24 protein-coding genes are annotated in these 26,265 nt (G+C 67.4%); 10 read left to right on the top strand and 14 right to left on the bottom strand.

Annotated features, from left to right (window positions below; genetic code table 11):
* Positions 1 to 879 (bottom strand): phosphotransferase family protein, encoded by an 879-nt coding sequence (locus RIF23_RS00225; RefSeq protein ID WP_310910237.1) that lies wholly within the window; start codon positions 877 to 879, stop codon positions 1 to 3.
* 4 nt (positions 880 to 883) lie between these two features.
* Positions 884 to 1,366: a glycine-rich domain-containing protein gene (locus RIF23_RS00220; RefSeq protein ID WP_310910236.1), complete on the bottom strand. Its 483-nt coding sequence runs from the start codon at positions 1,364 to 1,366 to the stop codon at positions 884 to 886.
* 199 nt (positions 1,367 to 1,565) lie between these two features.
* Here RIF23_RS00220 and RIF23_RS00215 point away from each other — a divergent pair, with 199 nt between their 5' ends.
* From RIF23_RS00215 to RIF23_RS00205, 3 genes are read left to right on the top strand one after another with little or no spacing between them, the layout of a single operon-like run.
* Positions 1,566 to 1,766 carry a hypothetical protein gene (locus tag RIF23_RS00215; RefSeq protein ID WP_310910235.1) on the top strand — a complete coding sequence of 67 codons (201 nt, stop codon included), beginning with the start codon at positions 1,566 to 1,568 and terminating at the stop codon, positions 1,764 to 1,766.
* A gap of 1 nt (position 1,767) precedes the next feature.
* Entirely contained in the window at positions 1,768 to 2,298 is a 531-nt protein-coding gene (locus tag RIF23_RS00210; protein WP_310910233.1) for a DUF6879 family protein, read from the top strand.
* Positions 2,295 to 3,131 (top strand): helix-turn-helix domain-containing protein, encoded by an 837-nt coding sequence (locus tag RIF23_RS00205; protein WP_310910232.1) that lies wholly within the window; start codon positions 2,295 to 2,297, stop codon positions 3,129 to 3,131. The genes RIF23_RS00210 and RIF23_RS00205 overlap by 4 nt, the downstream gene beginning before the upstream one ends.
* Positions 3,132 to 3,205: 74 nt before the next feature.
* Here the strand turns inward: RIF23_RS00205 and RIF23_RS00200 are convergent, their stop codons facing one another.
* From RIF23_RS00200 to RIF23_RS00190, 3 genes are all read right to left on the bottom strand, one after another.
* Positions 3,206 to 4,801 carry a BCCT family transporter gene (locus RIF23_RS00200; RefSeq protein WP_310910231.1) on the bottom strand — a complete coding sequence of 532 codons (1,596 nt, stop codon included), beginning with the start codon at positions 4,799 to 4,801 and terminating at the stop codon, positions 3,206 to 3,208.
* Positions 4,802 to 4,903: 102 nt separating this feature from the next.
* Positions 4,904 to 6,193, bottom strand: coding sequence for a tRNA uracil 4-sulfurtransferase ThiI (thiI, locus tag RIF23_RS00195; protein ID WP_310910230.1), 1,290 nt, complete (start codon positions 6,191 to 6,193; stop codon positions 4,904 to 4,906).
* 271 nt (positions 6,194 to 6,464) lie between these two features.
* Positions 6,465 to 7,490, bottom strand: coding sequence for a 6-phosphofructokinase (locus RIF23_RS00190; protein WP_310910229.1), 1,026 nt, complete (start codon positions 7,488 to 7,490; stop codon positions 6,465 to 6,467).
* A gap of 172 nt (positions 7,491 to 7,662) precedes the next feature.
* On the opposite strand from RIF23_RS00190, the gene glpK reads away from it, so the two are divergent.
* Positions 7,663 to 9,162 carry a glycerol kinase GlpK gene (gene glpK, locus RIF23_RS00185; protein WP_310910228.1) on the top strand — a complete coding sequence of 500 codons (1,500 nt, stop codon included), beginning with the start codon at positions 7,663 to 7,665 and terminating at the stop codon, positions 9,160 to 9,162.
* 54 nt (positions 9,163 to 9,216) lie between these two features.
* Here glpK and RIF23_RS00180 read toward each other — a convergent pair whose 3' ends face one another.
* Genes RIF23_RS00180 through RIF23_RS00170 form a run of 3 tightly spaced genes read right to left on the bottom strand, consistent with a single transcriptional unit; the run spans position 9,217 to position 11,989 of the window.
* Entirely contained in the window at positions 9,217 to 9,900 is a 684-nt protein-coding gene (locus RIF23_RS00180; protein ID WP_310910227.1) for a response regulator transcription factor, read from the bottom strand.
* 54 nt (positions 9,901 to 9,954) lie between these two features.
* The gene (gene macS / locus RIF23_RS00175; protein WP_310910226.1) at positions 9,955 to 11,142 is read right to left on the bottom strand and encodes a MacS family sensor histidine kinase; all 1,188 of its coding nucleotides are present in this window, start codon (positions 11,140 to 11,142) and stop codon (positions 9,955 to 9,957) included.
* 10 nt (positions 11,143 to 11,152) lie between these two features.
* Positions 11,153 to 11,989 carry a lysophospholipid acyltransferase family protein gene (locus RIF23_RS00170; protein WP_310910225.1) on the bottom strand — a complete coding sequence of 279 codons (837 nt, stop codon included), beginning with the start codon at positions 11,987 to 11,989 and terminating at the stop codon, positions 11,153 to 11,155.
* Positions 11,990 to 12,320: 331 nt separating this feature from the next.
* Between RIF23_RS00170 and RIF23_RS00165 the strand changes: the two genes are divergently transcribed.
* Positions 12,321 to 13,166, top strand: a complete 846-nt coding sequence (locus RIF23_RS00165) for a hypothetical protein (RefSeq protein ID WP_310910224.1) — start codon at positions 12,321 to 12,323, stop codon at positions 13,164 to 13,166.
* Positions 13,167 to 13,184: 18 nt separating this feature from the next.
* Here RIF23_RS00165 and RIF23_RS00160 read toward each other — a convergent pair whose 3' ends face one another.
* Entirely contained in the window at positions 13,185 to 14,141 is a 957-nt protein-coding gene (locus tag RIF23_RS00160; protein WP_310910223.1) for an ROK family glucokinase, read from the bottom strand.
* An 81-nt stretch (positions 14,142 to 14,222) separates the two neighbouring features.
* Positions 14,223 to 14,624: a hypothetical protein gene (locus tag RIF23_RS00155; protein ID WP_310910222.1), complete on the bottom strand. Its 402-nt coding sequence runs from the start codon at positions 14,622 to 14,624 to the stop codon at positions 14,223 to 14,225.
* A gap of 206 nt (positions 14,625 to 14,830) precedes the next feature.
* Between RIF23_RS00155 and RIF23_RS00150 the strand changes: the two genes are divergently transcribed.
* A complete protein-coding gene (locus RIF23_RS00150; RefSeq protein ID WP_310910221.1) occupies positions 14,831 to 16,633 on the top strand; it encodes an AMP-dependent synthetase/ligase in 1,803 nt (600 codons plus the stop codon).
* Between the two features lie 310 nt (positions 16,634 to 16,943).
* On the opposite strand, the gene RIF23_RS00145 is transcribed toward RIF23_RS00150, so the two are convergent.
* Both RIF23_RS00145 and RIF23_RS00140 read right to left on the bottom strand, forming a co-directional pair.
* Positions 16,944 to 17,927, bottom strand: coding sequence for a C40 family peptidase (locus RIF23_RS00145; RefSeq protein ID WP_310910220.1), 984 nt, complete (start codon positions 17,925 to 17,927; stop codon positions 16,944 to 16,946).
* Between the two features lie 1,532 nt (positions 17,928 to 19,459).
* Positions 19,460 to 20,860: an NYN domain-containing protein gene (locus tag RIF23_RS00140; protein WP_310910219.1), complete on the bottom strand. Its 1,401-nt coding sequence runs from the start codon at positions 20,858 to 20,860 to the stop codon at positions 19,460 to 19,462.
* A 59-nt stretch (positions 20,861 to 20,919) separates the two neighbouring features.
* On the opposite strand from RIF23_RS00140, the gene RIF23_RS00135 reads away from it, so the two are divergent.
* The 3 genes from RIF23_RS00135 to RIF23_RS00125 are packed head-to-tail and all read left to right on the top strand — an operon-like array spanning position 20,920 to position 23,709.
* On the top strand, positions 20,920 to 22,665 hold the full coding sequence (locus RIF23_RS00135) for a DEDD exonuclease domain-containing protein (protein ID WP_310910218.1): 1,746 nt from the start codon (positions 20,920 to 20,922) through the stop codon (positions 22,663 to 22,665).
* The gene (locus RIF23_RS00130) at positions 22,643 to 23,395 is read left to right on the top strand and encodes a rhomboid family intramembrane serine protease (RefSeq protein WP_310910217.1); all 753 of its coding nucleotides are present in this window, start codon (positions 22,643 to 22,645) and stop codon (positions 23,393 to 23,395) included. The genes RIF23_RS00135 and RIF23_RS00130 overlap by 23 nt, the downstream gene beginning before the upstream one ends.
* 32 nt (positions 23,396 to 23,427) lie before the next feature.
* On the top strand, positions 23,428 to 23,709 hold the full coding sequence (locus RIF23_RS00125) for an Lrp/AsnC family transcriptional regulator (RefSeq protein WP_310910216.1): 282 nt from the start codon (positions 23,428 to 23,430) through the stop codon (positions 23,707 to 23,709).
* Positions 23,710 to 23,734: 25 nt separating this feature from the next.
* Here RIF23_RS00125 and trpD read toward each other — a convergent pair whose 3' ends face one another.
* Both trpD and RIF23_RS00115 read right to left on the bottom strand, forming a co-directional pair.
* The gene (gene trpD, locus RIF23_RS00120; protein WP_310910215.1) at positions 23,735 to 24,877 is read right to left on the bottom strand and encodes an anthranilate phosphoribosyltransferase; all 1,143 of its coding nucleotides are present in this window, start codon (positions 24,875 to 24,877) and stop codon (positions 23,735 to 23,737) included.
* A 21-nt stretch (positions 24,878 to 24,898) separates the two neighbouring features.
* Positions 24,899 to 25,345 (bottom strand): hypothetical protein, encoded by a 447-nt coding sequence (locus RIF23_RS00115; RefSeq protein WP_310910214.1) that lies wholly within the window; start codon positions 25,343 to 25,345, stop codon positions 24,899 to 24,901.
* Between the two features lie 244 nt (positions 25,346 to 25,589).
* On the opposite strand from RIF23_RS00115, the gene ctaE reads away from it, so the two are divergent.
* Entirely contained in the window at positions 25,590 to 26,255 is a 666-nt protein-coding gene (gene ctaE / locus RIF23_RS00110; RefSeq protein WP_456085730.1) for an aa3-type cytochrome oxidase subunit III, read from the top strand.
* Positions 26,256 to 26,265 lie beyond the last annotated feature (10 nt).

The following is a 26,265-nucleotide window of genomic DNA, read 5'->3' as shown; positions in this document are numbered from 1 at the left end:
CTACACTCCCAGCCGGTAACGAGCCCATGCCTGATGGGCGGGGAGGGCTTTTCGCCGACCGTGGGCCAGCCAACTGGGACCGGCGTGGATCTTACCGAGTAGAAACAGCATCCGGGTGACGGCGAGCAGATCCACCGCCCGCGTAGGGGCCTCCGCCCAGTCCGGATGTTCCTCTGCCCACGCCTGTGCGTTTGGCGGGGAATACCCTGCTGCGATCAGTGGCGGGATGAGCAGTGCGACGTCAACCCAGGGAGCCCCTACGCTGGAGAGCGCCCAGTCCACGACCCATACCGAAGTGCCGTCGTGAATCAGGTTGGATGCGGCCGGATCCGCATGTACCAGCGCTGTCCCCTGGAAGTCTGCAAGGTCGGCGTCATCCAGAACCACGCGATAGGAATCCCGATGGTCGAGTAGTTGCAGCTCGCTGACGACCGTCTCTCGTGCCCCGGCGAGAAAGACGTCCAGCTTGTGGGTGATCGGCCGCAGTTCGGCAACCGGAGAGGATCGCAGCGGCTCCCGCATGGTTCGAAGTGCCGCCATGACCGCATCGGCGTCCCGGGACAGGTCGACTTGCCGCCCCGGAATGTACTCGAACACCAAGGTAAGCCAGCTGTCCTGGTGCGACCACAGCAATCGCGGCGCAGGAACCGTCGTGGCTATGGCTTGGCCGACCGCACGCTCGCGAGCATAGTCCAAGAACGCGGGAGACCTCCGGGGTACGGCCTTCACGAATACGGTTGTGTCCGCTGTCTCCACCCGGGCAGCAACCCCGACAGTCAGCCCGGCCGGAGTGGTCGAGGTGGTGTGCACCTTCCCGAACTCGCGCTCGAAGGCCCTGTGGGTGGTCTCGGGAAGGTGCTCCCAGGTGAATCGCTCCATCGAGCTAGCGTGCCTGACTGTCGTGGCATCCCTTGTGGCACCCGTCTCCGCTTCCACCGGATCCAGCGTCACTACAGTTGCTGCCGCTAGTGGCAATCTCCGCCCACATCTCGAGGTCCACATAGAGCCCCGTGGCATAGACGGCATCCAAGGTGCGTGCGTTCATCGATGCACGCTGAACCGTAGTAGGGCGGACATCGTTAGGGTGATGGTCGACGAAAGAACCGAGCACGCGTGCACAGAAGTCTCGGTACTCGGCCGTGCGTAGGATGAATGCGTGCCACCCCCGATCCACCAGTTCCGACGGGCCAATCGGTTCACTGGTCCGTCCGCAGGCCACAAGGTAGACCAGAGCCTGATCAACGATACGCTCGGCGGTGGCATGGTTATGCCCGTGCTCACGACGCACATCGTTGACCAGATGCTCAAGCAGTGCAGGGTCGACAAGATCTTGGCCCCGGCTGGCTCGCGTGAGAATCGCCGTCACGGTGGACTCTCCTTCCGTCGGGTCTCGGCTGTGCAGCATCCGCCCGCATCTCTGGGGGATTCGCTCACGAAAGCGTAGGGCGAGCCCAGGGAAACAAGAAGGCGCGTTGCTCGAAATTGCTCCCGTCCGATCCGGAACGACCTCACTTCGTAGTGGACATGCGGGAGATACTGGCATAGCCGAAGCGAAAGGAGTCCGCATGAAGCTGCGGAAGATCGGAACCACCTCGCAGAACGGTGGCTGTCCCACTCTGTACGAGACCGACACTGGTGAGATTGTGGTTCAGGGAGACCGACTGACGGACCCGGAGGCGTTGGCACACCTGGCCAATGTTCTGCCCGGCGAAGATTTCGTCGTGGTGCCCCGCGAGCTGTTGACGCGATTCGCCGTTACGGAGTGACATGCCCGAATTGATTGCCGGTGCCCAGTTCGAGGAGCTGTTTCGCAGCTACCGTTACACGGCCTGGCGCTTGGAGACCCGCAGCTACTATGGCAAGGCCGACGAGGAACAGCCGTTCCAGGAGTGGCTCGCTGGTCGGGATCCGGGCTTGGACTGGTTCACGCCCTGGCTACAGATGATCCAGGAGGAAACGGCTCGTGGTAAACACATGGCACGGGTACGACTCATGAACGATCCCCCATCCGACTACCAACGCTGGGAGCTGTGGGGAACCCCGTACAACCTCGGAGTGGGCGAAGACATTCGGTATCTCCCCCGCAACCATCCGGTGGTGTCCGAGCTCCCCGACCACGACTTCTGGATCTTCGACTGCCGCACGGTCGCCCCGCTGCACTTCGACGAGGAAGGACGATTCCTCGGCGTAACTCTGAGCGAGGATCCCACCACTGTCCTGACGGCGGTGCAGGCCCGGGATGCCGCCTGGCACCACGCGTTGACCTACACCCGCTACCTCGCCAGCCGGGCGGTATGACGGACTTCCAAACCGCCCGGACCAGCCTGGGAGCCCAACTACGCCAGCTGCGTGTCGATGCCGGCCTGTCCGGACGTGATCTCGCCGCGCAGCTGGGATGGCATCCCGCGAAGGTGTCCAAGATCGAACGCGGGAAACAGACAGCCAGCCCTACCGACCTCCGTCACTGGACGCACGGCTGCGGCAGCCCCGAGACGGCTGACGCACTGATCGCCCAGCGACGCTCCCTCGAAACGCACTATGCGAGCTGGCGCCGCCAGCTCGCATACGGGACTCGCCCCCGACAGCTGGCATTCGCTGACCAGGAACGCGCGGCCCGGCACATGCGGATCCTGGAGACCGCCTGCATCCCAGGGCTGTTGCAGACCCCCGCCTACGCCCGCGCCATGATCCGACGCGGGATGCGCCTGCACAACACTCCCAATGACCTGGAGGACGCGGTACAGGCCCGAATGGATCGTCAAGCCATTCTGGAAACCTCTGGCCAGAGCGTCGAGTTCCTCCTCTGGGAACCCGCGTTGCAAGTGCGGCTGTGCGAGCCCACGGACCATGCCGAACAGCTCACCGATCTTGCCCGGAGAATCGCCCACGAGAAGCTGGACATCGGCATCATCTCGATCGCAGCCCGTATCGACCTGGTTCCGGCACACGGATTCTGGGTATTCGACAGTCATCTCGTGTTGGTCGAAACAGTCAGCGCCGAACTTTCCCTCACCGACGAGGACGCCATCCGTCCCTATCTGGCTGTGTTTCGGGAATTGTCTCAGGTTGCGGCCCGCGGCCAAGCCGCGCTGCGCATCATCGAACGGCACCGACACGCTGTCGCGCGGTAGCGGTCCCTGTGCGCCGGCTCGGACGCCACTTCGGTAAGCGACGTCCGAGCCGGTACGGCGGGCACGCGGCTCGCCTACGGCGAGCCCTGCACACCGTCCTTGAACGGGCTGTGTGGCTGGTCCGGGCGACGCGGCACCCGTTCGTGGCCGCGTTCGGTGAGCACCACCCGGTTCAGGGCGTACTTCTTGTCGTCGGCGTAGACGGCACGCACCAGGCCGTAGCAGATCAGCAGCATGACGATACTGAACGGCAGTGCCGTGGTGATCGCCGCGGTCTGCAAGGCCGCCAGACCACCAGCCCCCGCCAACAGCAGCACACCGGCGATACCACCCTCCAGCACGGCCCAGAACACCCGCTGGATCTTCGGGGTGTCGGTCTTTCCACCCGAGGTGAGCATGTCGATCACCAGGGAGGCGGAGTCGCTGGAAGTGACGAAGTAGGTTGCGACCAGCAGGATCGCCAACAGGGTGGTGATCTCGGTCAGGGGCAGCTCGGCCAGCAGCCCGAACAGGGCGATCGCCGGATCGTCGGCGACCTGGGCGGACAGCTCGCCGTTGGTGGCGGCGTCCACGGAGAAGGCGGTGTTTCCGAAGATCGCCATCCACAGGAAGGTGAGCAGTGCCGGAACCAGGAGCACCCCGAACACGAACTCGCGGATGGTGCGGCCGTAGGACACGCGCGCAATGAACATGCCCACGAACGGCGACCAGCTGATCCACCAGCCCCAGTAGAAGATGGTCCAGTCCATCTGCCAGCCGGTCTGGTTAGGAATATCGGTCCACAGCGTGGTCTCCGGAAGGGTCTGCACGTAGCTGCCGAGCTGCTGCACGAAGCTGGACAGCACGGTCAGGGTGGGGCCGACCGCCAACACGAACAGCATGAGCGCCAGCCCGATCCCGAGATTGGTCACCGAGAGCCGGAGGATGCCCTTGTCCAACCCGGACATCAGCGACAGCACCGCCGCAGCGGTGATTCCGGCGATGAGAAGCAGCTGCACCGTGGTGGACTGCTCCAGCAACCCCAGGCTCGCCAAACCGGCATTGACCTGAAGGATTCCGAAGCCGAGCGAGGTGGCCACCCCGAACATGGTGCCGAACACCGCGAAGGTGTCCACCACGTCCCCGAGACGACCGTGGATGCGCTCCCCCAGGATCGGGTACAGGGCGCTGCGGATGGACAGCGGCAGGTTGTGGCGGTAGGCGAAATAGGCCAACGCCAGGCCCACCACAATGTAGATCGCCCAGGCGTGGGTTCCCCAATGGAAGAAAGTGAACCGCATGGCCTCCTGCTCGGCCTCCGCGCTGCCGGATTCGGCCATAGGCGGGTTGGCGAGGTGCGACAGTGGCTCGGCCACCGCCCAGAACACCAGACCGATGCCCATCCCGGCGGTGAACAGCATGGCGAACCAGGTCAGATAGCTGTAGGTCGGCCTGCTGTCCGGCGGCCCCAGGCGCAGCCGCCCGAAGCGACTCGCGCCCAGCCAGACCACGAAGACGAGGAAACCCCCGACGATCAGGATGTAGTACCAACCGAGCGTGTTCGCGATGCCTTCCTGCACCCGCTCGAAGGCCTGCTCCATCCAGGATGTGGCGGTGAGCCCGGCGATCAGGAACACCAGGATCACCAGTACGGACACCCCGAACACCACGGGGTTCGTCTTGAGACGCATGACCTCCTCCTCTGTTGTGACCAGCGTGAGTCTGGCACACCGCAGTGAAGGATGTCGCGTTCCCCCCGGGGCAGCGCTGGTGCGCGGCGCCGCCCGTCCGGATCAGCGCGTCGTGTTCGCCACCAGGGTGGGCTCGTTCGCCTCTCCCAGGAAGCTGGGCTTGTGCAGCTGGGCGGTCGTGACCAGGTGCTCGGCCATCTCGGCGGCGTCCATCCGCTTCTCGATCTGACGCAGATCCGGCACCTGGGCGGCCGTCTCGACCTGGCGCGGGGTCAGCAGGGTGCAGCAGTCCTCATCGGGAAGCTCGGAGATGGCCAGGGTCCCGATCCGACGGGCCTGGTCCATGATCTCCTGCTTGTCCATCCCGATCAGGGGGCGCAGGATCGGCAGATCCACGGCGTCGTCCAGCGCGGTCATGTTGGTCAGGGTCTGGCTGGACACCTGCCCGAGGGCATCCCCGGTGACGAGGGCCTGGGCCTTGAGATCGTCGGCGAGTACCTCGGCGGTCTTGAGCATGAGACGGCGCTGGGCCACCACCTGGAGGCGCTCACTACCCGACGTTTTGAGCTGCTGCTGGGCCTTGCCGAACGGAACCACGAACAGGCGGGATCCCACCTGGAAACGGTCGAGCTCCCGCACCAGGCTGTAAGCCTTGTAGATGGAGTCCGGTCCGGTGAACGGCATACCGGAAAAGTGCAGGAAGTCGACCTTCAGCCCGCGGCGCATCATCCGGTGCGCGGCCACGGGCGAGTCGATTCCCCCGGACATCAGCACCAGGGCGCGGCCACTCATCCCCACGGGGAGCCCACCCTGGCCGGACATGCCTTCGGTGAACACGAACACCTCGTCACGGTCCACCTCGAGGTAGACCGTGTTGTCCGGATGCTTGAGCCGCACCGGCAGACCGTGTGCCCGATTGATGGCGGCACCAACGTGCGCGGCCAGTTCCGAGGAGCTCAGGGGAAACCGCTTGTCCCGGCGACGCGCACGCACCGCGAAGGTGCCGTGGCGCCCCGCCATGGAGTCCACGGCCAGCTCGGTGACCGCCTCGACGTCCTTAGCGACGCGACGCACGAGGTGCACCCACACCACACCCATCACCTGGGTGAGCCGCTCGGCCAGCTGACGCACCTCATCGTCGGCTGCTTCCGGCATGCGCACGATGATCACGCCTTCACCCCTTTGGGTGATCCGGATCTCACGCAGGTCCCTGGTGGCCGAGCGGATGTTGTTGTGGAGACGACGCTCGAACAGCTTGCGGTTACTGCCCTTGAGGACGATCTCGCCGAGCTTGAGCAGCACGCACAGCTCCCCCAGCGTCTGGGTTGCACCGGCGGACTGCTCCACGGCCGTTGCTTGGCTCAGCTCGGCTGAGTCGGCGGTGCCGGACATGCGGCGAAACCTCCCGGAAAGTGGTGTGAGCCCCAGGGCCAGAACCGGGCCCCGACTCCAGTATCCGACACCTCAGCGAGTGCTGACAGCATCCACTGTGCTCGGTCGCAGCACCCACAGCGCGACTGTGGTCACAGCGGGCACGACTCTGCCCCCGCGCAACGCCGGTGGCCGACAGCCCCCGGGCACACATCGGGGCTTCGTTCGGACGGTGCAGGTTCGGCCCGAACGAAGCCCCGGCCGGTGCGGTCACCGGCGTGTGTGGGTTACCTCAGCCGAAGAACACCTCGGCCTCGGCGTAGCGCTCCTCCGGAACGGTCTTGAGCTTGTCCGTGGCTGCGGAGAGGTTCACGCGCACGATCTCCGTGCCCTGGAGGGCAACCATCTGCCCGAAGGCTCCGGCCTGGACCGCCTCGATCGCATTGACGCCCAGACGGGTGGCCAGCACGCGGTCGAAGGCCGAGGGGGTACCGCCCCGCTGCACGTGCCCCAGCACCACCGAACGGGACTCCTTGCCGGTGCGCTGCTCCAGCTCCTCGGCGAGGCGCTGTCCGATGCCACCCAGGCGCACGTGACCGAAGGAGTCCCGCTCCCCGGTCTGAAGCTGCATCTGGCCTTCCTTGGGGTGTGCGCCCTCGGCGACCACCACGATGGGGGCGTAGTTGGTTTGGAACCGGCTCTCGACGTGGGCAACCACCTCGTCGATGTCGAAGGGGCGCTCCGGGATCAGGATCACGTTGGCGCCGGCCGCCATACCGGAGTGCAGGGCGATCCAGCCCGCGTGCCGCCCCATGACCTCGACCACGAGGGCGCGGTGGTGCGACTCGGCCGTGGTGTGCAGCCGGTCGATGGCCTCCGTCGCGATGTTCACAGCGGTGTCGAAACCGAAGGTGTAGTCGGTGGCGTTGAGATCGTTGTCGATGGTCTTCGGGACGCCGACAACGTTCACGCCCTGTTCGGTCAGCTGGGTGGCCACACCGAGGGTGTCCTCACCGCCGATGGCCACCAGCGCGTCCACACCCAGCTCGGACATGGTCTGCTTGACCTTCTCGACCCCACCCTCAACCTTCATCAGGTTGGTGCGCGAGGAGCCCAGGATGGTGCCGCCCCGCGGCAGGATGCCGCGTACCGCAGAGATGTCCAGGGGCATCGTGTCGCCGTCCAGCGGCCCCCGCCAGCCGTCCCGGAACCCGACGAACTCGTACCCGTAGTCCTTGATGCCCTTCCGCACGACCGCACGGATCACGGCGTTCAGCCCCGGGCAATCGCCGCCACCAGTCAGGACCCCGACTCGCATGCCTGTCTCCTCGATTGCTCAACGTATGGATGGACGAATCATGACCGAGACCGCACCCGTCCTTCCCGGCTACAGCCAGCACACATGTGGGTACGCCAGGAACGACGACTGCGGGCTCAGGATCCGCATTTGGTCTAGACCATAGCCGGGACAACCTCTGGAGGCCAAACCCATGGCAGTGCTCACCATCGACGCCGGGACCACGGGAGTGACCGCCCTCGTGGTCAGTACCGAGGGAACCGTGCTGGCCCGGGGCTATCAGGAGTTCGCACAGCACTACCCGGCCGCCGGGTGGGTCGAGCACGTTCCCGAGGAAATCTGGCAGGCCACACTGGCCGCCACGCAGGAAGCCGTGGACGCCACCGACGCCGAACCCGAATGTGTGGGAATCACCAACCAGCGCGAGACCGCCGTGCTGTGGAACCGCGAGCGTGGCTCCGCTCCCCGTCGGGCGATCGTCTGGCAGGACCGGCGTACCGCGCAGCTGTGCACGGAACTGGCCGAGGCCGGGCACGAGCCACGCGTGACCGAACTCACCGGGCTCCGACTCGACCCCTACTTCACCGCCACCAAGCTCACCTGGATCTCCCGCAACGACCGGCGCGCGTGGCAGGGGGTCATGGACGGCTCCGTGGCGGTGGGAACTGTGGATTCCTACCTGATCGCTCGCATGACGGGTCGCCGCCGCCACGTCACCGACGCGTCCAACGCCTCGCGCACCCTGCTGTACGACATCCACCAGGGCACCTGGTCCCCGGAGCTGTGCGCCCTGTTCGGTGTTCCCGAGCACGCCCTGCCGGAGGTGGTTCCCTCCTACGGCACCATCGCCGAAACCGACCCCGGCGAGTTCCTCGGCCTGCGGCTGCCCATATCCGGAATCGCCGGAGACCAGCAGGCCGCCATGTTCGGGCAGAACTGTTACGAGCCGGGATCCTCCAAGTGCACCTACGGCACGGGCTCCTTCGTCCTGGTCAACACCGGTAAGGCGCCCGTGCCGCCCGAACGGGGCCTGCTGAGCACAGTGCTGTGGCAGCACCCGGACGGGCACCGTGACTTCGCGCTGGAAGGATCGATCTTCGTGACCGGTGCGGCGGTGCAGTGGCTGCGGGACGGTTTGGGCATGATCGACAGCGCCCAGGAGGCCGAAGGTCTGGCGCGTACGGTGTCCGACTCCAACGGGGTGGTGTTCGTCCCCGCCCTGACGGGGCTCGGCGCGCCGCACTGGGACCCGCAGGCGCGTGGCGCCATTCTCGGAATCACCCGGGGGACCGGACGCGCGCACATCATGCGGGCCACCCTGGAAGCAATCGCCTTCGAAGTGCGTGACGTCGTTGATGCCATGTCCAGCGCCTCGGGCACCGACACCGAAGAGCTGCGGGTGGACGGGGGCGCCGCGGCGAACAATCTGCTCTGCCAGATGCAGGCCGACCAGCTGGGGGTGAGCGTCGCGCGACCCACCGTGCAGGAGACCACCGCGCTGGGGGCGGCGTTCCTCGCCGGGCTGGGCAGCGGGGTGTGGTCCTCGACCGAGGAGCTGACGGCTACCTGGCATCTGGACCGCAGGTTCACCCCACAGGTGCCTGACGACAGCCAGCGTGCCGCGCAGGAGGCCGCATACCGGCAGTGGCTCCGTGCCGTGGAGCGGGCCAAGGACTGGGTCCAGCAGCAGTAGCCAGACCCCAGCAGTGCAGTATGAGCGGCTCCTGATCGCCGCTGGGGTTCCGACTCAGGGCGTCTCCTCGGTGCCGTCATCCAATCCTTCGGCCAGGGCGTAGCGGACCAGCTGCACCCGATTGTGCAGTTGCAGTTTGCCCAGGACGTTCTGGACGTGGTTCTGCACGGTGCGGTGGGACACGGACAGGCGCGTGGCGATCTGCTTATAGGTCAACCCTTTGGCGACCAGCCGCAGAACCTGGGTTTCCCGTTCGGTCAGGCGCGGTGCCGCGGTGTCCCGGTCCTCGTGTTGGGCGGCCGTTGCCTGGGAGGACAGCCGGCGATACTCCCCCAGGACCAGCCCGGCCAGTCCCGGGGTGAACACAGCTTCCCCCTCGTGCACCCGCTGCACAGCGTCGATCAGCTCGGTGCGGCTGGCGGACTTCACCAGATAGCCGGTTGCGCCCGCCTTGACCGCCTCCAGGACATCATCGTGCTCCCCACTGGCGGAAAGCACCAGCACCCGGGGTGGGGTGTCCATCGCCACCAGACGTCGGGTCACCTCCACCCCGGAAACGTCGGGGAGCTGGAGGTCCACAACCGCGACCGTGGGGGCTACGGCAGGGGTAACCCGCAGCGCCTTGGTTCCCTCTCCGGCCGTGGCCACCACCGTGCAGCCCGCCTCGGTGAGGTCGCGCTCCACAGCGTCCCGCCACATCGGGTGGTCATCCACCACCAACACCCGCACATCCGTCATGTCCGTAACCGTAGTGCCTCGCCGCCTGTCATGCAGCGCCGCTTGGACGCGGGCTCAGGTGCCCGCGGGGAGGGGAACGGAGAGTTCCACTTCGGTCCCCTCCCCCGGCTCGCTGGTCACGGTGACAGTTCCGCCAAGCTCGTGGATACGGCCACGGATGGACTGGGCCACCCCCAGTCGTCCGTCCCCGGCAGCCTCGGCGAGTCGGCCCGGGGCGATACCGGGCCCATCGTCACGAACGGCAACCGTGACGACACCTTCGTCCAGTTCGGCGAAAATCCACACACGCGTGTCGGACGGACAGTGCCGTGCCACATTGTCCAATGCCGCACGGACGGCGGCGTCCACTTCCGTGGCGACGTTACGCGGCACGGGAATCTCGGTCGGTGGGGTAGCCACACTGTGCCGTTCCGTGGCGTGGGCACGCAGCAGCGGCCGCAGGTCCAGCTCACGGTCGGTACCCGCCCCCGGGGACTCCGGGGACGCCGGCTGCGGGGCACCGATCAGCTCTCGCAGCGCGACCTCCTGCTGTCCGGCGAGCCGGCCGAGCTCGGCCGCGGTGCCGCCCACTTCGTCGCCCCGGCGCCGCACCATCGCCAGCACCTGGAGCACGGAGTCGTGAATGGACCGCGCCAGTCGTTCCCGTTCACGGGTCCGTGCCTCCAACTCCACGGCTTGGGCCAGGCGCCGCTCGGACTCGGTGGCCAGAGTCGCCATATACCCCAGGGCGTAGCTCGCCAACAACAGCAACACGACGCCGCGCGGCGTCGCCGCTGTCATCGACAGGTCTAGGCTCCAGCGCAGCAGCACATCGGCGGCTCCATAGCCCAGGGCAGCCGTCATCCCCCACCGGCGACCCCGCAGCACCGAGGTGGCCAACACCGCTCCGGCGAACCACGTTGTGGTCAACGGTGGGGCCATACGTAGGTAGCTGGGAGAGACCGCGAGTCCCGTGCCGAGCAGGCACCCGTAGGCGATCGCAAGGTCCACCAGCAGCAGGGGCCATCCCCGCATCTCGGGGCGGGAGTAGGCGTAGGTGGCGACCACGGTCCAGGCCACCATCACCACAACGAGAGCCCAGGCGACCCACGGCCGGGCCAGGAGCTGGTGGTGCTGTATGACCAGCACCACCACATAGCCCAAGGAGGCGATCCGAAACGCCGCGATCCCCCGCCACAGCGGAACATCGAACCCGTGCGGCGGTTGGGGCCGCGTCCCGGACGCGCTGCTGTCCTGCACCACCGCCGTCGAACTACCCGCTGTCGGTCCCGGAGTCGCCATCCTCACCGGATCGACGCCAGAACCGCAGGCGGTCGCGCCACGACCGGCTCTGCGCCCGCTGCTGCTCCCGTTCAGCTTGGCGTTCGGCACGGCGTTCGGCACGTTCGGCGTCCCGCTCCTCCTTGGCTTCCCGCTCCAGCTCGGCCTTGACCGACTGCGCGTAGCGATCCACGTACTCCTGACCGGACAGCTCCAGCAGCGCGTACATGCACTCGTCGGTAACGGCCCGTAGTACGCGGGGGTCGCGCTCCAGGCCGTAGTAGCGGGAGAAGTCCAGCGGCTTACCGAACCTGACGATCGGCCGAATTCCGAGCTTGGGCACGGTGCGTCCGGGCGGCATGATCTTCTCCGCGTTGATCATGGCCATGGGAATCACCGGGGCCTGGGATTCCAGAATGATCCGGGCAACGCCGGTCTTGCCGCGGTACAGGCGACCATCCGGGGAGCGGGTGCCCTCAGGGTAGATTCCCAGAAGGCGCCCCTGGTCCAAGACCCGCTTGCCGGTTCGTAGCGCGGCCTCACTGGCCCGCCCCCCGGACCGGTCGATGGGAAGCTGACCCACGCCGCTGAAGAACATGCGGGTGAGAAAACCCTTGACCCCGGTGCCGGTGAAGTAGTCGGACTTCGCCAGGAAGGTGATCTTACGCGGCAGCGGCAGGGGACCAAAAAAGTGGTCGGCCAGGGAGAGGTGATTTCCCACCATGATGGCCGGACCATGCCGGGGCACGTTCTCCACTCCCTCGGCACGAGGTTGCCACAGAATGGCCAGGATCGGGCCGAGGATCATCTTGACTACCCAGTAGAACACGCGGTCACCTCCGCCGTCGTGCCCCGCCGGGGGCGATCGATGCGCTCTGACACGTTCACCTTCCCGCTGTCCTCGACGATCCCCGACATCATCCCACCGGCGTCGACCAGCACCAACGCCGGTGTGGGCTTACCCTGGCCCGATCTCCGTCCCGTAACCGGTGCAGTGGTCACAGAACGGAAGCCGACCGGAACGCGGCCGTGGACCGTCCACGCTAGCCGAATCACCGGCTGTGTATGTCGCCGTATGTCGCCACCGTCCACGGCGCCTACGTAGTAGGGTGAGACAACGGCCGGGCACCCGAGGACGGGGCAGCAGAAAGGGTGTGAGGATGGCCCGACGCTGGGACAACGGTCTGCCCGCGGAGTCGTTTGTCGCGCTGGCCCCGGTGCCAGCAGAGTATACCCAGCCCGTGCTGGATGCCCTGCGGGGTGCCGAGATTGCTGGCTATGTGGACCTGGCTACCCGGCACGCCACACATCAACTCTTTGTTGACGCCGAGAAGCGCATGGCTGCCGCAGACCTGATCCACGCCGGATTCCCGGAGGTCTCCGCCGACCTGTTTCCCGACACCGCCGCCCCGAGCGGCCGAGACCGGGACACGCTCGACAGCGCCGAGACCGGCCACGTCCCCGGGGACACCAAGCAAGATCCGGGAGCGTCCACCAGTGGCGCGGACAGCCTCTGGGACGATTTGGTGGCCCGCTACTACGAATCCAGCGGTTCGGACGCGCACTGGCCGGACGCGGAGAATCTCGACCCAGACGAAGACACCGACACCGACACCGACACCACCGAGCCGGCCTCGGACCGGGATCCGCCACCGGGGCGGATCTCCAGGTTTGTGGTGCTCCGAAGCAGCCCCGCTGCGGACGACGAGCGTGACCACCCCAACACCTCCGGGGAGCCGGCACCGCAGGAGGACGACGAGGGTCACTTCGTGCCTCCTCCGGCCCCGCCCCTCCCCCGCGGCGATGTCGTGAGCCGGCTCGCCTGGGGTGGCCTGTTGGGGGGACCGGCCCTGTGGATCCTGATGATGCTTCTGGGCCAGTCCATCCCCGGGTGGATGGCACTGCTGCTGGTCGCGTGGTTCATCGGCGGTTTCGTCGTACTCGTCGCCCGTATGCGCAACGACCGGCCCCCCGGTGAGGGACCGGACAACGGCGCCGTGGTGTGAGACGCGAACCGGTGTTCGTCAGCGTCGCGCCAGGTCGGCGGCGCCCACCAGTCCGGCTGCCGACCCCAGCTGCGCCTGACGCAGTTCGGGAAGCCGCCGGAAGGATCCACCGGTGACGTGCCTCTGGAACGCAGCCCGCATCGGATCCATGATGATCTCGCCTCCATCGGCGACCCCACCACCCAGCACCACGTACTCGGGGTCGAGAATCGCGGTCAGGGCCGCGATCCCCTGGCCCGCCCACGCACCGACAACAGCGAATGCCTCCAGGGCGATGGCGTCTCCGGCCTGAGCCGCGGTCATCACATCCTGTCCGGTGAGTTGTTGGGAGTCGTCGCCACACTGCTCCCGCAGCCGCACGGCCCGCTCGGGCACGCTGTCCATCAGGGAGCGTGCTGTGGCTACGAGTGCGCGTCCGCTCGCGTACTGTTCCCAGCAGCCGTCCTTACCGCAGCCACACCGTCGACCGTTGGGAACCACCTGGAAGTGTCCGATCTCGGCGGCAATCCCGAATCTGCCCCGGTAGGGCTCTCCCCCCAGGACCAGTCCCCCACCGATCCCGGTTCCGAGGGTGACGCACACCACCTCGCTGGCGTTCTGTGCGGCGCCGAACCGCACCTCGGCCCACGCGGCGGCGTTGGCATCGTTCTCCACGACCACCGGAAGGCCGAACCGCTCGTGAACCCGGCTCCGTAGCGGTTCCTCCCGCCAGGGGAGGTTCGGGGCGAAGGTGACCACCGAACGACTCTCGTCCACGAAACCCGGGGTCCCGATCCCAATGCCGTCGACCTCGGCGCCAAGCCCAGGGTCCCCCAGAAGCTCCTCGATGGCGGCGCAGACCACCTCCGTCGCCGCGTCGGGCCCCTCCGTTGAGGGAGTTGGCTGCCGCACGGTGCGGTGCACGGTTCCTGTCGTGTCGACAACTCCGGCGGCCACCTTGGTCCCGCCGACGTCCACACCGATCGTTAGCCGCATCCCGGTCCTCTCGCTCGCTCGATCCAACTGGAGTAAACCATTGGATTAAACCAGCCTGGACCGGGATCACGTCCAACCCCCCTACCGGCCGTCCGTCAGCTCGGAGGTATCGGAGGAGGTGTCCGTGGAACTGGAGCGTTGCTGTTCGGCCTGCCGCAGCGAGCGTTCCACCACCTGCCAGCTCTCCCCGAGCGCCCCCAGCAGGGTCGACCCGGCCCGGCCCAGGTGTCCGGCCACCTCGGGGGCGGCCGTGCGGGCGATCTGGACGAGCTGATCCAGAGGGGGATCCTCCTGACGTGGCTCCTCCTTGACGGCTTCCTCCCAGACGTCACCTTTGGCCGGGGCGGAGGTCGTTCCGGACACACCACGCCGGACACCGGCCACGATCAGCTTGCGCTGTAGGGTGTCCACCAGCCGAAGCGCATCGTCAATGATGTCCGTGGACGCGTTGGTCTCACGATCCGTACCTTCACGTTCTGCCATAATCGACCAACCCTTGTCTCAGCTCGTGGTGCCACCGTAACCGCTCTGCGTAGACGGAGTCGGATCCCCAGGTGACACGCGGACAGAATCAAGGTCAGATTACTTTCAGGTACCAAGTAGGCTCTCATACCTACCGGCGGGTAGCAGATCTTGTTACCGTCGTCACGTTTCCGAGCCGAGTATGTCGTAGTCCAGGAGCGAGATTCGTGCGCGAGTACACCAACCAGGCCAAGGTGGAGGTCACCTCCGACCAACGGCTGACTGACAAGGTCTTCGAACGCGCCGCGGCAGAACCCAATGGGGTGATGTTCCGGAGACAGGAGGGAGCCAGCTGGCGCGACGTCACCGCACGAGAGTTCCGTGACGACGTATCCGCCCTCGCCAAGGGGCTGGTGGCGTCCGGGATCGACCAGGGTGACCGGGTCGGCCTCATGGCCCGTACGCGCTACGAGTGGACTCTTCTCGACTATGCGATCTGGACGGCGGGCGCCGTCACCGTTCCCATCTACGAGACCTCCTCCGCGGAGCAGGTGGAGTGGGTCCTGAGTGACTCCGGCGCCAAGGCGGTGTTCGTCGAGCACGCCGAGCACCAGGGCCGGGTCGAAGAGGTGCGGGGCAACCTCGAGGGACTCACCCACGTGTGGCAGATCGACGGGGGCGCACTGGACGAGCTCCGCTCGGCCGGCACGGACATCTCCGACGAGGCCCTGGAGGACCGTCGCACGAGCGTCACCGCAGAACAGCTCGCGACGATCATCTACACCTCGGGCACGACGGGGCGCCCGAAGGGCTGTGAACTCACACATCACAACCTTCTGGCCACGATCCGCAACGTGAACGAGGACCAGCTCAAGGACATTTTCGGCATGGAGAACCGTGCCACTCTGCTGTTCCTTCCGCTGGCCCACTCCTTTGCCCGGATCATCCAGATCGGCTGTGTGGAGTCGGACACGATCATGGGCCACTTCCCGGACGTGGGTCCGGAGCTGATCGACGCCCTGGGCAGCTACCAGCCCACCTTCCTGCTGGCGGTTCCCCGTGTCTTCGAGAAGGTCTACAACAAGGCCGAGCAGAAGGCCATGTCCGAGGGCAAGGGCAAGATCTTCCAGCGTGCCGCGGACACCGCGATCGAGTGGAGCAAGGCCCAGGACACCCCCGGTGGGCCTGGCCTTGGGCTACGGATCAAGCACGCGATCTTCGCCAAGCTCGTCTACCGCAAGATCCTGGACCGTATCGGCGGCAAGGCACAGTACGCGGTTTCCGGCGGATCCGCGCTCGGCTCCCGACTGGGCCACTTCTTCCGCGGTGCGGGCCTCACGATTCTCGAGGGCTACGGCATCACCGAGACGTCCGCTCCGGCAACCGTCAACCCACCGGACAAGGTCAAGGTCGGAACGGTCGGCCGGCCGCTACCGGGTGTCAGTATCAAGCTGGACGAGGACGGCGAGGTCCTGATCAAGGGCATCAACGTGATGCAGCGGTACCGCAACCGGGAGGACGCCACCAAGGACGCCTTCACCGAGGACGGTTGGTACCGCAGTGGTGACCTGGGCTCCATCGACGAGGACGGCTACCTCAGCATCACCGGCCGCAAGAAGGAGATCCTGGTGACATCCGGGGGCAAGAACGTCGCCCCCGCCGTGCTGGAGGACCGCGTCAGTGGCCACTCCCTGGTCAGCCAGTGCATGGTGGTCGGCGACGGCCGCAACTTCATCTCCGCCCTGGTCACCATCGACCCCGAGGCCATCGAGTTCTGGAAGCAACAGAACAACAAGACAGGTGAGATCGCCGAACTTGTCGACGATCCGGACCTGGTCGCCGAGATCCAGACAGCCATCGACAACGCCAACAACGCAGTGTCGAAGGCGGAGTCGATTCGCAAGTTCACCATCCTCCCGGAGGAATGGACCATCGCCGGCGGCTACGTCAGCGACTCCATGAAGATCAAGCGGCACGTGGTCACCAAGCAGTTCGCCAACGAGATCGAGAAAATGTACGCGGAGGGGTAAACCTCCTCGGCACTGCGGCCCGGGACCGTGCGCGGCCCCGGGCCGCACGCGTGCCGGGCCCGGCTGGAACCAGGCCCGGCTCAGGGCAGGAGCATTCGGTGCTGGGGTGCAGAGCCCACCAGGTGCCACGCCGGCCGCCCACGGGGCCGTGCCCCCCGCACCAGCGCGTCCCAACACAGCTTGCGGGACGGAACTGATGCGGCTCTGGCACCCTGATCGCACACCGCCGGGCGATCCGAGGCGTGACTGCGCCCCGCAGAGCCATGCTCTGCGGGGCGCAGTCACGAAGAAAAAGCTGGGACGGACGTCCCTAGACCCGCACTCCGAACTGGAAATGCCCATCCCAGTAGCCGGCGAGGGAGACCACCTCGACGTGGCGGCCACTACTGGGGGCGTGCACCATCTGGTTGTCCCCGAGGTACAACCCCATGTGTGAGACGCCACCGTAGAAGAACACCAGGTCGCCGGGCTGGAGCTCACCCTTGGAGACCCGCGTGCCGACACCCGACTGGCCACCCGTGGTGCGCGGAAGATTCACCCCAACCGAGCCCCAGGCGCGCATGGTAAGCCCGGAGCAGTCGAAGCCGTCCGGGCCAGTCCCACCCCACACATAGGGCTTGCCGACCTGGGCCAGGGCATAGTCAATGGCTCCCCGAGCGTCGCCGGAGGCGCTCCCGTCGTAGTCAACACTCTCGGTGCTTCCCGGTGAGTCGAACTCGTCCAGGAGGGCTTCCTGCTCCGCGAGTGCCTCCTCGACCTCCTCACGCTGCTCCTCGATGTCGGAGAGGTGCTCGTCGGCCTCGTCGTGGGCCTCCTCGGCCTCCTCACGCAGCCCTTCCAGACGTTCCGAGGACTCCACGAACTCTTCCAGCTGTGCGTACCGGCTGTCCGAGAGGTAGTCCAGGTCGTCGGCCTGTTCGAGGAGGGTGTCCGGATCGTCCACCGAGAGGATATTGGTCGTCGAGTCGAGGTCGTTGCCCTGGTAAACGGAGCTGGCGAGCTGACGCACGTCATCGCGGAGACCGCTGTGCCGCTCTTCCTCCTCCTCGATCTGTTCCTCGATCTCCTCGAGGCGTTCCTCGGCCGCCTCCGCGTCCTCCTCGGCCTCGTTGTAGGCCTCGACCAGCTCGCTGACCTCCTCGTCGAGCTCCTGGACGCGCTCTCTGACCTCGTCTTCCGAGGGCTCCGGATCGGCGTGGGCAACCCCGGCCGGCAGGACCAGACCACCAGCCGCGGCAAAGCTCAGGCCAGTGACGATCCGACGACCCGTACGCCGACCTACGCTGTCAGTCACGGCGGTACACGCTCCTTCGATCTGTGACCCAGCGGCACACGCGGGCCCGCGGATCGCCGCCACCAGGGCGCATCGTTGTCTCGGCCGCGGTCCGCGAAAGCCGGTGGGGACACGCTCCGGGGCAGTATCGCCCAACCGGAGCAGAGGGGACAGGCTTCGGACAGAAAGGTAGCGGACGGGCACGCGCTGCACAACCGTCCCAGGTGACAACCGTGTCCCCAGAATCCTCGGAGACCCCACCCACCGGGATGTGCAGCCTCGGACCGAACCCGTCCACGTTCTCGGATGTCCTCCGCAGCGATCCTACCCGCCACTGTGGACAACCGACGGCCCCGGGGCCAACCGGGGCGCGGCAACCGACGGCCCCGGGGCCGGGGCACAGGGACGTACATGCTCGGGCTGGTGGGATCTGGGGCTCGCCCGGTTGGCTGTGGCGTGGGGGTGAGTCTGCCTGTGGCTCAAGCGTACGGCGGCGCCCTGGCGTACCTCGCGTTGTCTCTACTCGTGGTTGGGCCAACACCAGCGCCGGCTCTCTGCGGGGGTGATGGTGGGTGCGGTGGGTGGTTGCCCGCGCGCGCCGTGTCGGCCGCCGGCGGCGTCGCGCCCTGGGGGCGCTCCCCCGCACGACGGCCAGCGGAGAATCGTGGTGCCAGTGGTCGGGTAGCCCTACGCACCGTGCTGACAGCCGGCGGGCGTGGGGTACGGCTGGTTGCTCCTGCCTGTGGGCGAGGGTGGGCAGAGTGGTTTCCCCACACCCGTGACCACACACCAGGCCGACCGCTCCAGGGATGCGGTCCCGGCCCGGCCGGCGACCTGCACCCCCAGACCCGCAGCCCCGCACAGGGACCCCACCCTGGGCCTGGTGACGCCACCAGGCCCGCGGGCCGTCGGAGCGGCCCAGCTCGGGCTGGCTGGCGCGCTCCCACACCGCCGCCCGTAAGCCCACGGACGGGCGCCCCTGCGAGGAACGATTCCCAGCCCGGCGCAGCACACTGCACACGCCCCCCACGCCCGCTGGCCGTCGTGCGGCCGAGCGTCCCCAGGGCGCGATGCCGCCGCCGGCCGACACGACGCGCACGGGCAACCCCACACCACACCCACCATCGCCCCCAGGACACGTCCCACCTCCGCACCCGCACCCGGCCTCCGAACAGGAACGGATCCTGCGAACGCCGCCGACGGTTCCGACTCCAGGACGAACACGCCCCCCACCTAGCGCTGGCGCGGCACGTCGCGGGCCGTCCGGACGGTCGGACCTTCGCCATCCGCACCGGCACCGAAGACCCTGTGTACATGCATCAGCCGGGTTGGGTGTGACCGACCTCCGCGGCCAGTACACCCCGCCACCGCCCGCACCCCACCGTGCTCCTCGTCTCCCGGCGCACCTCGTCTCCCGGCGCACCGAAGGCACCCCGCAGATCCACACAACCCACGGCCCGGACCAGTGCGTGCTCAGTTCGTTGCCGCCCGCAGGCCCCGGACCAGTGCGTGCTCAGTTCGTTGCCGCCCGCAGGCCCCGGACCAGTGCGTGCTCAGTTCGTTGCCGCCCGCAGGCCCCGGGCCAGCACGGCGCTGGGCAGCGCCCGCGCCCCGGCTCGCCGGACCGTGGAGGCGATCTCGGCATCCGAGCTAACCACGGCGATGGGGCGCCCGGCCGGTTCAGCGCGGACCATGCGAATGATCAGCGTGTCCGCCGTTTCTTCCGCAGCGCTGAACAGGAGACGTACGCGACGACGGGACGGGGGCGTCGGCACGGGGGTGGCCATGTTCGCACCGTCGAAGACGCAGGTGATCTCCGCGCGAGTGCGGGCGGCGAGACCCTCCAGGCCCGCAAGCAACCACTCCCGCTGTTCTTGGAGTGTCATCTCTGGATGGGCGGACTTGGTTACGTTGTAGCCGTCCACGAGCAAATGCACCTGCGGCATGCGCAGGACCTCGTCCAACAGTCCGGGATCGTCATCCGGACGGCCCGCGGCCGGCATGGGGGCCGTCGTCGCAGGCTGTCCACGTTCCCGTTCGCCGCGGGTGGCCTCCTTTCCCGTCGCGGTCTCAACCTCGGCCACCAGGTCCGCGGGACGTTCGATCGTGCTGGGCAGGTCCAGTTCACGCCAGAGTCCGTGCGCAGCCCCCTGGAGCACCTCCAGCAGCACCCGCAGCCGCGCATCCTCGGCACTACGACCGGCCTTGGCTGCCTGGCGCGCGCTGTCGGCCTGAGACTGGGCGGTCTCCAGGCGTTCCCGCAGCCGGCGGTTCTCGGCGCGAGCCGCCGCCAGCTCCTCCCGTAGCCGCGACACCTCGCCCTGGGTCTCCTGCTCCACCTGCTCGGCCCGATCCTCCGCGCGGCGAGCTCGCGTACGCTCGGCGTGAGCCGCGCGACGTAGATCGGCGATAGTGCTGCGTGCCGTGCGCAGTTCCGAACGCAGTCGCCGTTGTTCCTCGCGGGCCTGGCGACGGGTGTCGTCCACCTTCTTCTGGAGACTGCGCAGGCTGTCCTGGGCCTCTCGCTCGGCCTGGTGTTCCTCCTCGCGTCGCAGCTCCGTCTCGGCAGCCGTGACGATCTCGACCCAGTCCGGCCCGCGGACCAGATAAGCGACGGCCGCAACCGTCACCGGATCTGCCGCAGCGGGAGTCGTGCCCTCCCGCAGGGCGGCAACGACCTCGGGAAACTCCTCAGACAGTTGCTGGGTCACCGCGGCACGGAACACCGGATCTTTCTCCAGCTGCGCAGCGATCTGCCCACCGGCCAGACGGGCTCGACGTTTGGGTTCGAACCGCGCCACCTGCCGCAGTGCCGCCGGGATCTCCGCCTGCGGCAGCGCTTGGAGCGTGGCCGAGGCGTGATCCACGACGCGCTCCCGCACCGCCGGCGCCAGCGGCCGGCCCAGCCCGTCGGGGTCCTCGCCACTGCTCGTGGTAGCTTGCGCATCCCTCACCGCTGCCGCGTCCCCGTCCGTGCCTCGATTCCTCCCGGCCCCCGCGGACGCAGGCCCCCATGACTGCGCACTACCCTGGCGGGGTGAGTGCAGATCCCGCGTCGTTTCCGCCCCAGCAGCTGAGTCTCGACGAGCTCCCCGAGGCCCTGTCGGAAACCACCTTCGTCGTGGTGGACCTCGAGACCACCGGCTCCCGACCGCAGGAGGCGGGAATCACCGAGATCGGCGCGGTCAAGCTGCGGGGAGCGGACGACGTCGCCGAGTTCGCGACCCTCGTCCATCCCAGGCATCCGATCCCTCCGTTCATCACCCTGCTGACCGGGATCACCGAAGCGATGGTCTCCACGGCACCACCGGTCGAAGCCGTCCTCCCCGCGTTCCTGGAGTTCGCCCGCGACCACGTGCTCGTCGCACACAACGCCGCGTTCGACGTCGGATTCCTCAAGGCGGTCTGCGCCCAGCATGGTTTCGACTGGCCAAGTCCTCCAATTCTGGACACGGTATCTCTCGCACGGCAACTCTTCCCTCGCTCGGAGGTCCGCAATCACAAGCTGGGCACTCTGGCCCAGCATCTTGGTCTGGAGCAGCAACCCCGACACCGGGCCCTGGACGACGCCCGGGCCACCGCGGGGGTCCTGCGCGCCGCCATGGAGCGTGCGCAGGGCCAGGGCGTCACCACGCTGCCGGAGCTGCGTTCCCTGTCCGCCAGCCCTGCCAGTGCGGCCCAACGGCGGGCACGCAGCCGGGTGGACCTCGATGGAATTCCCGCACTGCCCGGCGTGTACGTCTTCGAGGATGCGCACGGGCAGGCGCTCTACATCGGGAAGAGCGCCAATATCCGGTCCAGGGTTGCTTCCTACTTCACCGGATCCGAAAAGCGCCGGCATATTCGCCAGATGCTGGACCTCGCCCACCGCGTGCGTCCGATCGTGTGCCCGACCGCGCTGGAAGCCGAGGTGCGCGAGCTCCGGCTTATCGCCGAGCACACTCCCCACTACAACCGACGTCCTCGCAAACCGGGCCAATTCGTATGGCTGAGGATCGCCCCGGAACGGGAGCCCTCCCCCTCCGCCCTGCGTATCGAACGGTGCGCCAATCCCGTCCCCGCGGGCACCGCCGGACCGGCGCCGGCGTGTCTGGGCCCGTTCTCGAGTGTCCGCGAGGCGGAACTCGCCCGTGCCGCCCTACGCCAGGCCCTGGGTTCGGTCGCGCTGCGCCCGACGTCTGGTCCTGCCTCAACGCCAAGGCCGCAGGAGCCCACGACCGCCGAGCTTCTGGAGGGGGCGATGCACCGCGACACCGAGATGGTCCGCACGCCGTTGACCCGCAGGATCGAATCGCTGGCCGCCCAGCAGCGCTACGAGGAGGCGGGCCAGGTTCGGGATCGTCTGTCCGCCTACCTACGGGGCGCGCGTCGACAGCAACGTCTCACGGCCCTGGCGTCCTGCTCCCATCTCGTCGCCGCTCGGCGGACCCGCCCCTACGGGGAACCCACAGCCGAGGAGCACCGCTGGGAACTCGCAGTGGTGCGTTCCGGGCGGCTCGCCGCGAGCGGAGTCCTGCCCCCCGAGGCCGATCCGCAGGCCTACCTGCGGGCCACCGTCGCGACGGCGGAGACCGTGTCGGGTGGGCCGGGCCCGACCCCGGCGGCCAGCGCCACCGAAATGGAGGCGGTCCTGGCGTGGCTGGAGCAGCCGGGAACGCGCCTGGTGGAACTGACCGGAACCTGGGCCTGCCCGATCGACGGGGCGGAGCGCTATCGTGACCTGACAGACTGGCACCGTGGCGAGTATCCCGCTCAGTGACGACTATCCGCCGCGCCGCCTGCCGGTACTGACCTACGGTCTGATCGCGGTGAACGTGACGGTGTTTCTGCTGTCGCCGCTTTCGACGGTCGCGTTCTGGTACGGCGGTCTCGGGCCGGAGCGGGCCTGCGCTCAGGAGACAGTGCTGGTGTCCTGGGGGCTCGTGCCCGCCCAGCTCCTGGGAAACGCCGAGGTCTCGGGCTGGACGGGTTGCCCCGGTTCCGTGCCCGGTCCCACACCGGTGGCCTCTGTGGTCACGCACATGTTCCTGCACGCCACACCCGCCCACCTGGTGGGCAACATGGTGTTCCTGTTCGTGTTCGGCCCCTGCGTCGAAGACCGCCTGGGGCGTCTACGCTTTGTTGCCTTCTATCTGTCCTGTGGGGTCGTCGGCGCCTTGGCGCACGCTCTCAGCGCTCCCACGGATGCCGTACCGCTGGTGGGGGCCTCCGGTGCGATCTCCGGAGTCCTGGGGGCCTACCTCGTGGTTCAGCACCGGTCCCGAGTACTCACCCTGATCCTCTGGCTGATCCCGGTACGTCTTCCCGGGTGGGTGGTCGTTGCGACGTACTTCGTTTTGCAGTACCTCTTCTACCTGAGTCCCGCCGATACGGACGGCCCACAGATCGCCTACGACGTCCACGTGTACGGTTTTCTGGCCGGGGTCATCGGCGGACTTCTCACCAGCCGGCGACACTGGCGCCTCGGCGTAGGAACGCCACCCAGCTAGCCACCCATCCCACGACCCGAGGAGTTTTCCGCGTGATCACCGCGATCGTCATGATCAAGGCCGATGTGAACCGAATCCCCGAGACCGCACAGGAGATCGCGGGCATCGACGGCGTCAGCGAAGTGTACTCCGTCACCGGAAACACGGATCTCATCGCGATCGTACGGGTCCGTCAGCACGACGAGCTGGCGGAGGTCATTCCCCAACGGGTGAACCAGGTGCCCGGCGTGCTGGCGTCCGACACGCACATCGCCTTTCACACCTATTCCCGCCACGACCTCCAGTCCGCGTTCTCCCTGGGCATGGAGGACTGAGCATGCGCCCCCGCTGGAGCGGGGATCAGGACTGCTTGGCGTAGGCCTGGCTGACCTCAACCCACCGGTTCAGCAGCCGTCGCCCGGAACCGTCGTCCACAGCAGCCGCAGCGCGTTCGTGGGCAGCCCGCAGGGCCTCGGTCAGCGTGGTATCCCCGGAGGTGTCCACGATTCCAACTGCGACCAGGGCGGCCGCGGCGTTGAGGAGGACCGCATCCCGCACCGGTCCGGGCTCGCCGTCCAACAACCGCCATACCGTCGCAGCGTTGAACTCTACGTCCCCACCCCGCAGCGCGTCCGGTTCGGAGCGTGCAATGCCGAGGTCGGCAGGATCCACCCGCTCGCGAACAGCGTGCCCGTCCCGAACCCACCACACCGTGGACGTGGTGGTCGTCGTCAGTTCGTCCAGGCCGTCATCACCGCGGAAGACCAACGCCGAAACCCCACGCTCGGCGAAGACCCCGGCCAACACCGCACACATCCGTGGATCAAAGACACCGATAGCCGCGGAGCTGGGACTGGCAGGGTTGGTCAACGGGCCGAGGAAGTTGAAGGGCGTCGGTACTCCCAGCTCGCGACGGGGTTTCGCGGCGTGTCGCAGCGAGGGATGAAACAGCGGGGCGAAGCAGAAGCTGATGCCCACCTCCTGGGCGACCTGTGCGGTGAGTCGGGGTGAGAGGTCGATAACCACCCCGAGGCGCTCCAGAACGTCGGCGGTTCCACATGAGGACGAGGCCGCTCGGTTTCCGTGCTTGACGACCGTGGCACCGCAGGCCGCGGCCACGATCGCCGCCATTGTGGACACGTTGACCGTGTGCGCACGATCCCCGCCGGTCCCCACCACATCCAGGGTGGGGCCGGGCACCGTGATCCGCACAGCGTGTTCGAGCATCCCGTTGGCGAGCCCCAGAACCTCGGAAACCTCCTCGCCCTTGGCGCGCAGCGCGATGGCGAATGCGGCGATCTGGGCCTCGGTGGCCGACCCGGACATGATTTCACCCATTGCCCATCGGGTGTCCGCCGAGGACAGGGACTCTCCCGCCAGGAGAGTCGACAGCAACGCCGGCCACCCGGAAGCGGAATCAGCCGTGGTGGAGGTGGCGGGTGCGGAGGAGACCGAGGGCCCGGCGCTGGCCGGGTGCTGGGAATGATCCGGATTCGTGGCCACGGTACACAGTCCTCGTGTTCGTTACGCAGGCGGTTGGGCGGAGGTCGGAGCCAGCTGCACGCGCTGCCGCATCAGGTCGGCGAGAGCCGCGGGAAGCTCCACGGGATCCACCGGATGCGTACTCACCGCGTCGGCGCGGGACCAGGTCGCCAACCATCCGTCGTCCCGGCGCCCGATGAGCACCAGTACCGGAGGGCACCGGTAGATCTCGTCCTTGGCCTGACGGCAGATCCCCATACCCCCAGCGGGCTGGGCTTCCCCGTCCAGGATCGCCACATCGATGTGCTCCTCTGCCAGCCGGCGCAGGACCACGGGCTCGGTGGCGCACTCCACGAACTCGACCCTGGGCACATCCGCGGCCGGACGTCGGCCGACCGCCAGCCGTACCTGCTCTCGCACCTGGGAACTGTTGCTGTACAGCAGCACCCGCATCCGTGCCGGTTCCTGTGTACCCTCGTCGCCGGCCATCACTCACCGTCCTCGTCGTCACGTGGGCGCGGAGGTGCGGGCACTGTCCGAACCGCCACACCCGGCCGAGACATACCCGGCGATGGGCTACCGTGGTCCCCGTCCGGGTACGAACGTCGTTTCCCCAACCCTATTGCCTTGGCGTCCCGCACGGGACATCATGGTGGGGCATCGGTCGCGGTCCGGCACCCGACCGGCGACAGCGCTGATTTCGTGACTGTCGGGGGGTCGGGTAACAGGTCGCGTGAGTTACCGCGATAATGCTCCCGTGGCGACAGCAACCGCGAACCAAGAAACCGCACCAGCGCATGGTGCGCCCAGACGTCCTGACCTCGTAAGCGTTGGCACCATCGTGTGGCTCGCCAACGAGCTCATGTTCTTTGCCGCGCTGTTCGCGATGTACTTCACCATCCGATCAGTGACCCTCGGCAACCCGGACCTCGGCCAGTGGCCGGACACGCACTTCAATCTGCCGCTCGCCTTCACGATCACGGCGATCCTGATCGCGTCGAGCTTCACCGCCCAGGCGGGTGTGTGGGCCGCGGAACGTGGCGATGTGCGCAAGCTCCGGTTCTGGTTCTACGTGTCCTTCCTGATGGGTCTGATCTTCGTCATCGGCGTGGGCTTCGAGTACTACGAGCTGGTGGCACACGAGGGGTTGACCCTCCAGTCCAGTGCCTACGGCTCGATGTTCTACCTCACCACGGGCTTCCACCTCATGCACGTGATCGGTGGCCTGATCGCGTTCCTGTTCATGCTGGGACGCACCTACGCCGCGAAGCGCTTCACCCACCAGCAGGCAACTAGTGCCATCGTCGTGTCCTACTACTGGCACTTCGTTGACGTGGTCTGGATCGGTCTGTTCTTCACCATCTACATCCTGGATTACTTGATCCCAGTCGTCCTGTGACCCGGAACGG

The sequence above is a fragment of the Lipingzhangella rawalii genome, from assembly GCF_031628175.1.
GTDB lineage: Bacteria > Actinomycetota > Actinomycetes > Streptosporangiales > Streptosporangiaceae > Lipingzhangella_A > Lipingzhangella_A rawalii.
Note: the sequence above shows the minus strand (reverse complement) of the source record. Positions and strands in the feature narration are given on the sequence as shown.

Bases quoted from the DNA above. Each gene is read 5' to 3' on its own strand.
- RIF23_RS00225 (WP_310910237.1), bottom strand. From the start codon at position 879: ATGGAGCGATTCACCTGGGAGCACCTTCCCGAGACCACCCACAGGGCC.
- RIF23_RS00215 (WP_310910235.1), top strand. From the start codon at position 1,566: ATGAAGCTGCGGAAGATCGGAACCACCTCGCAGAACGGTGGCTGTCCC.
- RIF23_RS00210 (WP_310910233.1), top strand. From the start codon at position 1,768: ATGCCCGAATTGATTGCCGGTGCCCAGTTCGAGGAGCTGTTTCGCAGC.
- RIF23_RS00205 (WP_310910232.1), top strand. From the start codon at position 2,295: ATGACGGACTTCCAAACCGCCCGGACCAGCCTGGGAGCCCAACTACGC.
- RIF23_RS00200 (WP_310910231.1), bottom strand. From the start codon at position 4,801: ATGCGTCTCAAGACGAACCCCGTGGTGTTCGGGGTGTCCGTACTGGTG.
- thiI (WP_310910230.1), bottom strand. From the start codon at position 6,193: ATGTCCGGCACCGCCGACTCAGCCGAGCTGAGCCAAGCAACGGCCGTG.
- RIF23_RS00190 (WP_310910229.1), bottom strand. From the start codon at position 7,490: ATGCGAGTCGGGGTCCTGACTGGTGGCGGCGATTGCCCGGGGCTGAAC.
- glpK (WP_310910228.1), top strand. From the start codon at position 7,663: ATGGCAGTGCTCACCATCGACGCCGGGACCACGGGAGTGACCGCCCTC.
- RIF23_RS00180 (WP_310910227.1), bottom strand. From the start codon at position 9,900: ATGACGGATGTGCGGGTGTTGGTGGTGGATGACCACCCGATGTGGCGG.
- RIF23_RS00165 (WP_310910224.1), top strand. From the start codon at position 12,321: ATGGCCCGACGCTGGGACAACGGTCTGCCCGCGGAGTCGTTTGTCGCG.
- RIF23_RS00160 (WP_310910223.1), bottom strand. From the start codon at position 14,141: ATGCGGCTAACGATCGGTGTGGACGTCGGCGGGACCAAGGTGGCCGCC.
- RIF23_RS00155 (WP_310910222.1), bottom strand. From the start codon at position 14,624: ATGGCAGAACGTGAAGGTACGGATCGTGAGACCAACGCGTCCACGGAC.
- RIF23_RS00135 (WP_310910218.1), top strand. From the start codon at position 20,920: ATGACTGCGCACTACCCTGGCGGGGTGAGTGCAGATCCCGCGTCGTTT.
- RIF23_RS00115 (WP_310910214.1), bottom strand. From the start codon at position 25,345: ATGGCCGGCGACGAGGGTACACAGGAACCGGCACGGATGCGGGTGCTG.